This window comes from Psychromonas algicola, assembly GCF_004378355.1.
Classification (GTDB): Bacteria; Pseudomonadota; Gammaproteobacteria; order Enterobacterales; family Psychromonadaceae; genus Psychromonas.
In genome coordinates this window covers 32,167-45,683 of the sequence record NZ_SNUB01000029.1, presented here as the reverse complement: position 1 = coordinate 45,683, position 13,517 = coordinate 32,167, and the positions used below count along the sequence as shown (strand labels likewise).

The 13,517-nt window shown below is 36.9% G+C and carries 10 protein-coding genes; 6 read left to right on the top strand and 4 right to left on the bottom strand.

Translation table 11 applies throughout. From position 1 onward, the window contains the following. Window positions 1-410: 410 nt before the first annotated feature. From rapA to pntB, 4 genes are all read left to right on the top strand, one after another. Window positions 411-3,323 carry an RNA polymerase-associated protein RapA gene (gene rapA / locus E2R67_RS13285; protein ID WP_134291445.1) on the top strand — a complete coding sequence of 971 codons (2,913 nt, stop codon included), beginning with the start codon at window positions 411-413 and terminating at the stop codon, window positions 3,321-3,323. Window positions 3,324-3,391: 68 nt separating this feature from the next. Further along, on the top strand, window positions 3,392-4,054 hold the full coding sequence (locus E2R67_RS13280; protein ID WP_134291444.1) for an RluA family pseudouridine synthase: 663 nt from the start codon (window positions 3,392-3,394) through the stop codon (window positions 4,052-4,054). A 366-nt stretch (window positions 4,055-4,420) separates the two neighbouring features. After that, entirely contained in the window at window positions 4,421-5,965 is a 1,545-nt protein-coding gene (locus tag E2R67_RS13275; protein WP_134291443.1) for a Re/Si-specific NAD(P)(+) transhydrogenase subunit alpha, read from the top strand. A gap of 2 nt (window positions 5,966-5,967) precedes the next feature. After that, a complete protein-coding gene (gene pntB / locus E2R67_RS13270) occupies window positions 5,968-7,341 on the top strand; it encodes a Re/Si-specific NAD(P)(+) transhydrogenase subunit beta (RefSeq protein WP_134291442.1) in 1,374 nt (457 codons plus the stop codon). Window positions 7,342-7,411: 70 nt separating this feature from the next. Here the strand turns inward: pntB and E2R67_RS13265 are convergent, their stop codons facing one another. Beyond that, window positions 7,412-7,870, bottom strand: a complete 459-nt coding sequence (locus E2R67_RS13265; protein WP_134291441.1) for an Lrp/AsnC family transcriptional regulator — start codon at window positions 7,868-7,870, stop codon at window positions 7,412-7,414. 144 nt (window positions 7,871-8,014) lie between these two features. On the opposite strand from E2R67_RS13265, the gene E2R67_RS13260 reads away from it, so the two are divergent. Next, complete coding sequence (locus E2R67_RS13260; protein ID WP_134291440.1) at window positions 8,015-8,998, top strand: hypothetical protein; 984 nt, start codon at window positions 8,015-8,017, stop codon at window positions 8,996-8,998. 60 nt (window positions 8,999-9,058) lie between these two features. Here E2R67_RS13260 and E2R67_RS13255 read toward each other — a convergent pair whose 3' ends face one another. Continuing rightward, complete coding sequence (locus tag E2R67_RS13255) at window positions 9,059-9,847, bottom strand: M48 family metallopeptidase (RefSeq protein ID WP_134291439.1); 789 nt, start codon at window positions 9,845-9,847, stop codon at window positions 9,059-9,061. A 73-nt stretch (window positions 9,848-9,920) separates the two neighbouring features. Then, complete coding sequence (locus tag E2R67_RS13250; RefSeq protein WP_134291438.1) at window positions 9,921-11,120, bottom strand: multidrug effflux MFS transporter; 1,200 nt, start codon at window positions 11,118-11,120, stop codon at window positions 9,921-9,923. Window positions 11,121-11,273: 153 nt separating this feature from the next. On the opposite strand from E2R67_RS13250, the gene E2R67_RS13245 reads away from it, so the two are divergent. Further along, complete coding sequence (locus tag E2R67_RS13245; RefSeq protein WP_134291437.1) at window positions 11,274-12,236, top strand: LysR family transcriptional regulator; 963 nt, start codon at window positions 11,274-11,276, stop codon at window positions 12,234-12,236. A gap of 88 nt (window positions 12,237-12,324) precedes the next feature. Here the strand turns inward: E2R67_RS13245 and E2R67_RS13240 are convergent, their stop codons facing one another. Further along, window positions 12,325-13,392, bottom strand: coding sequence for a branched-chain amino acid aminotransferase (locus E2R67_RS13240; RefSeq protein ID WP_134291436.1), 1,068 nt, complete (start codon window positions 13,390-13,392; stop codon window positions 12,325-12,327). Window positions 13,393-13,517 lie beyond the last annotated feature (125 nt).

The following is a 13,517-nucleotide window of genomic DNA, read 5'->3' as shown; positions in this document are numbered from 1 at the left end:
ACTTTGATTTTTTTGAAATCACATCAACAATAAGTGCTCACACAGATTGTTTGATTAAATTGTTAAAGAGCGTGCCTTTCGGCTAGGCGGCGTATACTACGCGCCTTTCGAATAATGTCAAAGCTTTTTAGCTTTCTTTTTATTCTCAGAATCGAGTTAACTTAACGTTGTTCCCGTTTCCGTGGATGCGCATTATAGGGATCCTTAAAACATTGGCAAGTGTTTTATTATGATTATTTTTCGTTTGCTCAATTAACAAACAAATTTTATTTTCCCTGCATCTATAAGATATTTTTACTTTCCTCATATTTATTCAATTTATCACTAGTATGTTTGATTCAGATTTAGGTACCATACGCGGCTTTTCTATTGTGTAGTTTATTTTAGTTATAAGTGATGAGTGAGTTTTTATGACATTTTCGTTAGGCCAGCGTTGGATTAGTGACGCAGAATCAGAATTAGGTTTAGGTACAGTGGTAGCAATTGAAGGACGTATGCTTACGTTACTGTTTGCAGCTTCAGGTGAACAACGACTTTATTCAATCCAAGAAGCGCCAGTCACTCGAGTACGTTTTAATATTGGAGACGAAGTATTAAGCCATGCTGATTGGACTTTGTTAGTGACTGATATAGAAGAAAACGACAATATTATTACTTATATAGGTACCCGTGTTGATACTGGTGAAGCCACCACGCTCAAAGAAACGTTCCTTAACAACTTTATCAAATTCAATAAACCACAAGATAAACTGTTTGCGGGCCAAATTGATAAATTCGACCGATTTGTTTTACGTTATAAGTCATTAGTAAACCAACATGAACAACAACGTTCTCATTTACGTGGTTTGTTAGGTCCTCGTGTTGATTTAATTCCTCACCAATTTTATATCGCAGAAGAAGTTGGCCAGCGCCATGCTCCACGTATTTTATTAGCCGACGAAGTAGGCTTGGGTAAAACAATTGAAGCAGGGTTAATTATCCACCAACAATTAATTACTGGCCGCGCCAAGCGAGTGTTAATTGTGCTACCAGAGAATTTACAACATCAATGGTTAGTTGAAATGCTGCGCCGTTTTAATCTCCATTTCAGTATCTTTGATGAATCTCGTTGTGAAGAAGCTTATTTAGATGCAGTCAATCCTTTTGATACTGAACAGTTAGTACTTTGCAGTATTGATTTATTACGTAAACAAAAACATTTAAAGAATGCCCTGCTCGCAACTTGGGATTTGTTAATTGTAGATGAAGCTCATCACTTAATCTGGGATAAAGAAAAACCAAGCGCACAATATAATGCAGTTGAAAAATTAGCTAACTCTATTCCTGGCGTATTGTTATTAACGGCAACACCTGATCAACTAGGTCATGAAAGTCATTTTGCCCGTTTACGTTTATTAGATCCAAACCGCTTTTATGATTACCAAGCGTTTGTGACTGAAGAAGCTGGTTATAAACCAGTTGTTGAAGCTGTTAACCAATTACTTGATGGAAAATTCTTAGATGATGACGCTAAAAATAGCATTACTGAATTACTATCAGAGCAAGATGTTGAGCCATTATTAAATGTTTTGGCTGACATTACCGTTGATGACAAAGAACAACAATCAGCACAACAAGAATTGATTCGAGGCTTATTAGATAGACACGGTACTGGCCGTTTATTATTTAGAAATACACGTGCTGCTATCAAAGGCTTTCCAAAACGGCTATTAAAATCAGTGGCGCTAGATTTACCTGATCAATACAAAACAGCAATCAAAGTATCTAAAATGATGCCTGTGGGTGATGTTGCCGAGCAAGCTTTTACAGCATTGTATCCAGAACAAATTTATCAAGCGTTTGAAGCGTCTACTGATAACTCATGGTGCGCCTTTGATCCGCGTATTGCTTGGTTAATCGATTTAATTCTACAAAATAAGAATGAAAAAATATTAATCATTGCAGCACAAGCACAAACCGCTTTAGCTATTGAAGAAGCTTTACGTACAAGAGAGGCCATCAAAGCCGCTGTTTTTCATGAAGGGCTTTCACTTATTGAACGTGATAAAGCTGCCGCTTATTTTGCTCAAATTGAAGATGGCGCTCAAGTCATGGTTTGTTCTGAGATTGGCTCAGAGGGTCGTAACTTCCAATTCGCTCATCACTTAGTTTTATTTGATCTACCTATTAACCCTGATTTATTAGAACAACGTATTGGTCGATTAGATAGGATTGGTCAACGCAGTGATATTCAACTTTACACACCTTACCTAAAAGGCACGTCGCAAGCATTCTTACAACAGTGGTATGAACAAGGTTTGTCGGCTTTCACGCAAACAACTCCAACGGGCCATACTGTTTACGAAGCAGTTAAAGATGAATTAATTCAGTTATTGGCCACTGGCGAAAACAATGACCAACAATTAGAAAAATTGATCCAACGTACCGCTAAACTAAATAACGAATTAAAATCGCATTTAGAACAAGGCCGTGACAAATTATTAGAAATAAATTCAAGTGGTGTTTTACAAAACAGTAATTTACTTGATGACATCACAGAGGTCGACCAATTGCCGCACTTTACAAGCTTTGCGTTGCAAATGTTTGATGTATTAGGAGTGCAACAAGAAGACAGCAGTGAACATTGCTTAATTCTAAAACCAACGGATCATATGCTCGCTTCAGAATACCCAGGCTTACCTGAAGATGGAATGACTGTGACTTTCAACCGTAAAACAGCATTAAGTCGTGATGATGTTCATTACTTAACTTGGGAACACCCACTCATTAGTAATGGATTAGATATTGTATTAAGCTCTGATACTGGTACCACTTCAGTCGCGGTTTTGAAAAACAATTCATTACCTGCAGGCTCTACTTTCTTAGAATTAATCTATGTTGTGGAAGCATTGAATACAGATAATGCGCAATTAAGCCGATTCTTACCAACGACTCCAATTCGTTTATTATTAGATAAAAATGCTAAGAACTTAGGTGAGAATGTCACTTTTGATAGCTTTGATCGTCAATTAACTCCTATTAATCGTCATATAAGTCGAAAAGTAGCAAATGCTTCTCAAGCACTCATTCATCAGCTTATTAAACAATCATTACCGACAGCTCAAACATTAATGTCTGATGTTCTCGATGAAGCAAAACAAACGATGCAGCATACATTGCAACAAGAAAGAGCACGTTTATTAGCACTAAAAGCAGTTAATCCAAATATTCGAGAAGATGAAATAGAATATCTACGCGAACAACAAGCTAATTTTGAACAAATACTCGATAATACCCAATTAAAATTAGATGCAGTTCGCTTCATCGTATCAACACACTCGTAACTTTATCGCTATCAAGTTTTATTGCTTGATAGCCATAACTTAGCGCTTAACAATAATAGTGAATTTCAATGCCAAACTTTGTTTATAACCCACCAATGACACCTTACTTAGATATTATATATCGAGATCAAGATATTGTTGTTTTAAATAAACCTTCTGGATTATTAAGCGTTCCAGGAAGAGATGCTTGGCATAAAGATAGTTTAACAACGCGTATTCTTCGTGTTTGGCCAGAAGCTTGTGTTGTACATCGTTTAGATATGGCAACTTCTGGCATTATTATTTTAGCCTTACGAAAATCCGCACAAAGTCATATGGGCCGTCAATTTCAACAAAAAGTGATCGATAAAACTTACTTTGCCCGTGTAGAAGGGGTAATTAAGGAAAACGAAGGGTTGATTGATCTCCCACTACGTTGTGATTGGGAAAATAGGCCACGTCAAATTGTCGACTTCGAACAAGGAAAATCTTCACAAACTGAATGGGAAGTCGTTAAGCGTGAGAAGCAAACGACATTAGTTAAGTTAACGCCTCTCACCGGAAGAACTCATCAACTACGAGTTCATATGCAACAAATAGGACATCCAATAGTAGGTGATGAATTTTATGCTAGCGAATTCGGGAAAAAAATATCCCCCGATAGATTAGATTTACATGCGGCGAGCATTACATTAACTCATCCATCAACCGAAGAACGCATCACTTTTGAATGCACCGCTCCTTTCATTTAAATGAAACAAGTTTATTACCAAATGAACACATAAGACACTTTTTGTTAACATAAAATCAACAAACAAGCTCCCTTATTATTAATGGTTATATTAAGTAACCTTAATGTTGCATAAAAAGAGGTTTAAATGCCTTAAAAAGGTAGCCGAAGTCACATTTTTTCACTAATATTTACGCCGGTGTCGGGTGTTGTCTACAGCAATCCATAACATTTTACAAAAAATGATATGAATGGACTTTATATTAACTTTTTGTACTAAGTAATAAATAAAGGTTGGGAATGATCTAGATCTATCTGACCTTTTTAAATTAAACGTAAACTTCACCTTTTATAACTCAATATAACAATAAGCGATCATGGACTTACTATGCAGATAGGTATACCTAAAGAGATCCAAGAAAATGAAAACCGCGTAGCCGCAACACCAAATACTGTTGAGCTATTGATTAAACAAGGTTTTACTTTTCTTGTAGAAAAAAATGCGGGAACAGCAGCAAGCTTTTCTGACGAGAATTACAAAGACGCAGGCGCTAAAATTAGCACAAGTGCTAAAAAGGTACTGCAATCTGACATAATTTTTAAAGTAAATGCACCCACTGAAGCTGAAATTGAGCTTATCAAAGAAGGCGCAACCCTAGTCAGCTTTATTTGGCCAGCCCAAAACCCTGAGCTATTAAAACAATTAGAAGCTAAAAAGATTAGTGTGATCGCGATGGATAGTGTTCCTCGTACTTCACGAGCTCAAGCATTAGATGCATTAAGCTCAATGGCGAATATTGCAGGTTACCGTGCAGTGATTGAAGCAGCTAATCAATTTGGTCGTTTCTTTACAGGTCAAATTACAGCAGCAGGTAAAGTTCCACCAGCTAAAGTATTAATTGTTGGTGCTGGTGTTGCTGGTCTTGCGGCATTAGGTGCAGCAGGTAGTTTAGGTGCGATTGTTCGTGCATTCGATACTCGCCCTGAAGTAAAAGAACAAATCGAAAGTATGGGCGCTGAGTTTCTTGAAGTGAATTACACTGAAGAAGAAACGGAAGTAAGTGCAACTGGTTACGCTAAAACAATGAGCGAAGGTTACCAGCAAGCACAAGCTGAAATGATGGCTGAACAAGCTAAAGATGTTGATATCATCATCACAACAGCATTAATTCCAGGTAAACCTGCACCGAAAATCATTTCTGAAGCAATGATCAAATCAATGAAATCAGGCAGTGTGATTGTTGATTTAGCAGCTGCAGCAGGCGGTAACGCAGCGTTAACTGTTAAAGATGAAATCTTTACAACAGATAACGGTGTGAAAATTATTGGTTATACTGACTTGCCAAGCCGTTTGCCAACACAATCAAGCCAACTATATGCAACAAACTTAGTTAACTTGATGAAGCTACTTTGTAAAAACAAAGATGGTCAAATCGATATCGACTTTGAAGATGAAGTTATCCGCGGTGCAACGGTTGTTAAAGAAGGTGAAATTTCTTGGCCACCACCAGCAATTAGCGTAAGTGCAGCGCCTACTGCAAAAGTTGAAGAAAAAGAAGAAGTTGTTGTTGAAGAAAAAGCGCCTAACAAATGGATCAAACCAGTTTCAGCAATTGTTGCGGCAGGTTTATTTGGTTGGTTAGCAAATGTAGCACCAACAGACTTCCTAGCTCACTTCACTGTATTCATGTTGGCATGTATTGTTGGTTATGGCGTTGTATGGAATGTAGCACATTCACTACACACACCATTAATGAGTGTAACTAACGCTATCAGTGGCATTATCATTATTGGTGCATTGCTACAGGTCGGCAGTGACAATCTTATTGTTACCGTTCTTTCAACGATTGCGATATTAATTGCAACCATCAACATAGTGGGCGGTTTTACCGTAACACACCGTATGTTGAAAATGTTCCAGAAGGATAAATAATCATGTCTCAAGGATTAATTACTGCTGCTTATATCATCGCAGCCATCCTATTTATTGCCAGCCTTAATGGCTTAAGCAGCCAAGAAAGTGCACGTAAAGGTAACTTATTTGGCATTATAGGTATGATCATTGCGATCGCAGCGACGATTGCCAGTTCACAAGTATCAGGCTTAGGCTACATCACTATTGCAATGGCAGTGGGTGCCGCTATCGGTGTTCGTTTAGCATTAAAAGTTGAAATGACTTCAATGCCTGAATTAATCGCTGTTTTACATAGTTTTGTTGGCTTAGCAGCCGCTTTTATCGGATTTAACTCATTCTTAAATCACAGTGACTTAGCCGGTACTGCAAAAACAATTCACGATGTTGAAGTATTCCTAGGCATCTTTATCGGTGCAGTAACATTTACAGGGTCTATTGTTGCCTTCTGTAAATTAAGCGGAAAAATCAACAGTGCGGCATTGTCTTTACCAGGTAAAAACTGGATCAACATCGCTGCAATCGCTTCTTCAGCATTCTTACTTGTTGCATTTGTTAGTGGTGATTTAGGGCTTACTGCACTTATCATTATGACGGCTATTGCATTAGTATTTGGCTGGCATTTAGTAGCTTCAATTGGTGGTGCAGATATGCCAGTTGTTGTTTCAATGCTTAATTCATACTCAGGTTGGGCTGCAGCTGCAACAGGTTTCATGCTAGCGAACGATCTATTAATCATCACAGGTGCATTAGTAGGTTCAAGTGGTGCGATTCTTTCTTACATTATGTGTAAAGCAATGAACCGTTCATTTGTTAGTGTAATTTTAGGCGGCTTCGGTAATGAAAGCAGTGCATCAGCAGGAGACCAAGAATACGGTGAGCATACTGAAACTAGCGCTCAAGAAGTAGCTGAAGCACTTAAAGCAGCGAAAAATATTATTATCGTACCGGGTTACGGTATGGCGGTTGCTCAAGCACAATATCCAGTGGCAGAGATTACAAAACGCCTACGTGATAAAGGTAAAAATGTACGCTTTGGTATTCACCCTGTTGCTGGTCGCTTACCAGGTCACATGAATGTACTATTAGCTGAAGCAAAAGTACCTTACGATATCGTATTAGAAATGGATGAAATCAACGAAGATTTCCCAGAAACTGATGTGGTATTAGTAATTGGTGCAAATGATACGGTTAACCCTGCGGCAAATGAGCCGGGTACACCTATTTCAGGTATGCCAGTACTCAATGTTTGGGAAGCAGAAAAAGTCGTTGTATTTAAACGTTCAATGGGCGCTGGTTACGCTGGTGTACAAAACCCATTATTCTTTAACGAAAACTCTGACATGCTACTAGGTGATGCAAAAGCCTCTGTTGATGCAATTTTAACTAACCTGTAGTTTGACAAATAGCTTAACTAGATTAATAAGTTAATTAAAAGCCGAATCAATTGATTCGGCTTTTTTATTGCTACAATTCAATTGCAGTATTATGTTTTATAGTGCGTAATGAGATTGATGTATAGAACTTCCTTATATTTAAATCAGTATGAAATACTCGTTCAACAAAAACTTCATAAGCTTGAATATCCTGTACGCAAATAATTAGCATAAAATCATAACGCCCTGATATTTGATAACATTGTGTAACTTCATTTTGTTCAAGCATTGATTTCTTAAATTTATCATAAATATCCACCCTATCTCGTTCCATCTCAATAGAAACGATGATCGTCATTTTATTACCCGCTAAATGTGGATCTATAATCGAGACATCGCTGGCGATAATACCAGATTCGCGTAATCGTTTAACACGCTTTAGACAGGCCGGCGCAGACAAGCCGACTTTTTCCGCAAGCTCAATATTTTTAATACGATTATTTTTTTGCAATCGCATTAAAATGGCACGGTCAATTCTATCGATTTCCATTATTTCTCCAGTGGCAAAAATTACAGCTAAAAATTTCTTTAAAAAATAAATTAAGAAATATAAACAAACAAAAACAACTAACTTCAAAATATATATTAATCATTATTGGATATCCTATAGTAAATAAAATTCAAGGGAAGACAAATGTTAATAAAATACTATTCATCTATTACTCATTTTTTTAGAGAATTAATCATCGATATTTTTAATGTCACTTTTACATTATTTAAAATAATGATCCCGATTTTAATATTAATTAAGATCATTGAAGAATTAGGTGGCATCGTTTTATTAAGTGAATTGCTAGGTCCCTTGATGGAACTAGTCGGCTTACCCGACAGTATGGGATTAGTCTGGGCAACCACCCTATTAACTAATATCTATGGTGGATTAATTGTTCTAGTGAGCATTGATGTCACGCTCACCGTTGCACAAGCATCTATTTTAGGTAGTATGATGTTGTTAGCACATTCCCTCCCGATTGAAGCAACTATTGCGAAAAAAGCAGGCGTTAGTTTATGGGTTACTTTGTTGTTAAGAATAGGTGGCAGTTTATTATTAGCATGGATATTACATTTAACTTATCAAACAACCGATATGTTAAACCAACCTGCACAAATGTTTTGGTCTCCTGAAGTAACCGAAAAAAGTACTTATTTGGTTTGGGCAATAGGACAAATAGAAAACTTATTCATGGTGTTTTTAGCCATTTCAATCTTATTATTCTCTTTAAAAATACTAAAACTATTAGGCATTGAAAAATTAATGGCAATACTACTGAAACCTTTTTTGTATTTACTAGGTATCAGTAAAGAAGCAACAAATATTACTATTATTGGTGCAACGTTAGGATTGTCATTCGGTGGAGGTTTATTAATTAATGAAGCTCAAAAAGGACATGTTGCCCCTCGAGATGTTTTTACTTCGATCATGTTATTAAATTTATTACACAGCTTAATCGAAGACACCTTACTTATTTTATTAATCGGTGCAGATTTTAATACTATATTTTGGGGACGATTAATTTTTTCAGTATTAGTTATCGCCTCACTCGCCGCAGTGGTTAGAAACCTATCTCCCATATTCTGTGAAGGTTATTTATATCGAAGCGTTGCACGAAAATTATAACTCCCATGGCTGAGAGTTATAATTTGAATGGTAATAGTTTTTAGGGGCAACTTGCTTAAATCATAAAGAGCATAAAGGTTTAGTTTTATTATTCTTAGTTAATTTATTAAACTCATTTTGTAGGTTATTAATGCGGGTTTCATTGGAAGGATGAGTTGATAGAAACTCTAACGGCTCACTTCCACCAGCAGCAACAGCCATGTTTTTCCACAACTCAACACTTTGTGTCGCATCAAATCCAGCCTCATGCATTAAATGTAAACCTAATATATCTGACTCAGATTCTTGAGCTCGACCATAAGGCATAATCACACCGTATTGTACGCCTAAACCTAATGCAGTCATTCCAATCTCTTGGTACTCGGTACTTTGTAAAGCAACTTGCCCTAGTTGCGTGCCATAACCTGCTAATTTACTTGTCGATAACCTTTCATTGGAATGGTTTGCTTGTACGTGAGCAATTTCATGGCCTATTACAGCAGCGAGCTGATCTGCATTTTTAGCAACTTTTAATAAGCCCGTATAAACGCCAATCTTGCCACCAGGTAAAGCAAAAGCATTCACTTGGTCACTATCAAACACAACAACTTCCCACTGTTCGAAATCTGGTTGTTTACCTAATGTAGAAGTAATACTTGTACTAACACATTGCACATAAGCATTTGTTTTAGGATCTTTATTAATGGTTTGTGTTTTTTTCATTTCTTCAAATGATTGCACGCCTAGCTGTGACATTTCAGCCCCACCAAATAACAAAACTTGATTACGCCCTGTCGGTGATGAAGTCACGCAAGCAGCTAAAAGAAGAGAAGTACTTAACAAAGAAGCTTTAAATAATGAGATATTCATATTAAATCCATTTAACAAAAAATAGTCTCATTATATCAGGCTATAAAAAGAGATTAACTAATATTCTTTTATATTAGTTCGACAATGGTTGATGCCAATGTTTACAACTAGGTAAATACATCACAGCTAATAAAATAACAGCGCCACCACCAATCATTAAAGAAGTCGCATAGGGAGCTGCAAAATCAGTTTGTTGCAATAAGCCCGCTAACACAGCTGCACCTGCCATTTGAATACAACCTAACATTGCACTGGCTGTGCCCGCACGCTCTGCGAATGCATCTAACGCTAACGATGTTGCAGGACCCAATATCAAAGCAAAACCAATGCATAATGCTAACATTGGTAACATAAAATAAAGCCCAGCTAATAATGCATTAGCCACAGGTAATTGTTGCACAGCTAATTGAAGTAAAGCAGAAAGTATCATTAACCAAAGAGCCAATAAAATGGTTTTACGATTACCCATTTTTTTAATCACTTTAGGTGCGATAAAACAAGCAGCGATATTAATCAGTGCATTTAAACCAAATAAATAACTAAAGGTTAACTCCGATAGACCTAAATGCTTAATAACCCAACTCGGTGCGTAAGAAACATAAGTCACGATCGAGGCCATTGAGATCATACAAACTACTGCATAAAAAACAAAATTAGTATTATTCAACACTGGTTGGTAACGAGCCCAACGATATAAAGCACCACTACTTTTTGTATTACTTGGTCGTGTTTCGGGTAATTTAAATATCACAATGAATAACACCAAAATAGCAAACAACATCATAAATATAAAAGTCGATCGCCAACCAAATTGTAATGCTAAGAAACCACCTAGCGTCGGTGCTAAAGCAGGAATAACACAAATAACGCCATTTAAATAACTATAATAATGAGCACTTTGTTGCATGTTAAAACTATCTCTTACAGCACTAAACACAACAATCGAAGTTGCACAGGCAGCAATGCCTTGTAGTACTCGAGCGAGTTGTAAGTATTGAAAATCCACCACCATCGCGGCAAATAAACTACTTGCGATATAAAGTAAAATACCAAATAAAGCGATAGGTCGACGACCAAAACGATCAGCTAAAGGACCTATCAATATTTGCCCAATTCCCATAGCCAGAATAAATAACACTAATGTGGATTGCACTTGTGTGTCAGAAACTGAAAACTCCGCCGCCATTTCAGGCATAGAAGGTAAGTAAATATCAATAGCCAGTGGGCTTAATACCACCATAATCATTAAAACAGGTAATAACTTGCGGGTCATAACAATCTCATTTTGAAGAATAAACTGAACTGAGTAAAACTGAACAGCTATAAAAATAAACTGCACAGGTAAATAACAAACGCAGTGTAAATCAGCTATGATATGAACAGAAATGGTATTAATTCAGATCTTAATTTCCCTACAGGAATATCTATGAATATTGATAAACTGATGCGCATCGACTTAAACTTATTAGTTGTTTTGCAAGTTTTGTTAGAAGAAGAAAGCGTGACACGAGCAGCCTCTCGCTTAAACTTGAGCCAATCAGCATTAAGTAAAAGCCTCAATCGGTTACGGTCAAGTTTACAAGACCCTTTATTTAGCAGGACCGCACATGGTTTAAAACCAACAACGCATGCTTTATTACTACAACAAAAGTTACCAGCGCTATTACAGAATTTATATCATCTGACTCAAGCCCCTAGCTTTGACCCAGAAAGTAGTGACAGGCATTTCTCAATTAGTATGTTAGAAAGTGCTTATGCAACCTTATTACCCTGCTTTATCGGACCATTACTACAACAAGCTAAAAACCTGCATCTTGATATATTAAGCTGGAAAAAAGGATCTATGCAGGCACTACAACAAGGAAAAATGGACTTTGGTATTAGTGCATTAGACTTTTATGAGGATCAACGCTTAGATACTCAAAAATTACCCGATGGCATTGAACATTCAGTATTATTTAATGATCATCAAACCTGTTTAGTGCATGAGAACCACCCTATTTTACAGGCAGTAGAAGATGGAACATGGAACCTTGACAGTTACCTGCAACAAAAGCATATACAAATAGTATGCGAAGGTAATAAATGGTGGGCATTAGATTACTTTCTAGAGAAGCAAGGTAAACAACGTAACATTTTAAGTACTCTGCCAGATTTTTATGGCGGTGCTAGCCTTTGTGCTCATAGTGATTTAATTTTCACATTACCCTCAAGCTTTGTCGCCCATGCGCAAAAGTTATATCCACTAAAGCAGATCCCCTTACCTTTTGCTTTTTCTGAAATGGCCTATGTCTTGATCTGGCATCAACGTAATAACGATGAGCCGGGACACCAATGGGTAAGAGAAATGATATGTAATAGTGTAGATAGTACCTTTGGTAATTTATAAGGTTAAAATTAAGAAACTTAAAGTTAAAAAGCTAAAAACAAAAAAGGCGCTAAATGCGCCTTTTGTTACATCTGAATAAACCTTAAAGTTAAAGGTTAACTTTTTCAATCCAACCGAACTTATCTTCACGTAAGCCATATTGAATCCCAGTTAATTCATCGTATAAATTACGAGAAACTTCGCCTGCTTTATTATCATTAATGAAATAATCTTCATCTTTCCAGCATAATTGACCAACAGGAGAAATAACTGCTGCAGTTCCACAACCAAATGCTTCAGTGATTTTTCCACTTTTAATATCAGCTAAAATAACTTCGATATCCAATTGCTCTTCTGCAATGGTATAACCTAATGTTGGCGCCAATTGTAGAATCGAGTCACGCGTAATTCCCGGTAAAATACTACCGCTCAATTTAGGTGTCACAATATGGTCACCGTAAACGAAACAAATATTCATTGCGCCTACTTCTTCGATATATTTACCGTGTATTGCGTCTAACCAAAGTACTTGTGAGTAACCTTTTGCAGCCACGTCTTCAGACATATATAAACTAGCCGCGTAGTTACCGCCCGTCTTAGCTTCACCAACACCACCAACAACTGCTCGGCGGTATTTATCAGCAACGTAAACGGAAACAGGCGCAAAGCCATCTTTAAAGTAAGCGCCTGCGGGACCTGTAATGATAAAGTGTAAATATTTATCACTTGCACCTAAACCTAGTTTTGCACCGGTTGCGATCATAGTGGGACGAATATATAAAGAGGTTCCATTTTTTTCAGGGACCCATTTATTATCAATTTTCAATAATTCGATTAATGCTTTCAGATGAAACTCAATATCAACTTCAGGCATCACCATACGCGCAGCAGAACGATTAAAACGTTTAAAGTTTTCACGAGGACGGAATAAATTAATTTCGCCTTTTTCATTACGGTAGGCTTTTAGACCTTCGAAAATTTCTTGGCCATAATGTAAAACCGATGCAGACGGATCTAGTTGCAATGATTGATAAGGCTTGATTTCCGCATTTGTCCATTTTGAATCTACATCATATGACTGTGTAAACATATGGTCTGCAAATACTTCACCAAAACTAAATTCTTCTGGACACGCGTTGCGCTCTGAAACCGCTAACGGTTTGATATCAATTGACATGTAAATCCCTTCTTGTATCTAAATGCTTTGCGAAAAATAATGAAAGCCTATGCGTTATTATGTATCTGTCGGCCGAACTGTGATTTTAAAAAATAATCGACAATACATCCACACTTCTTTTACAA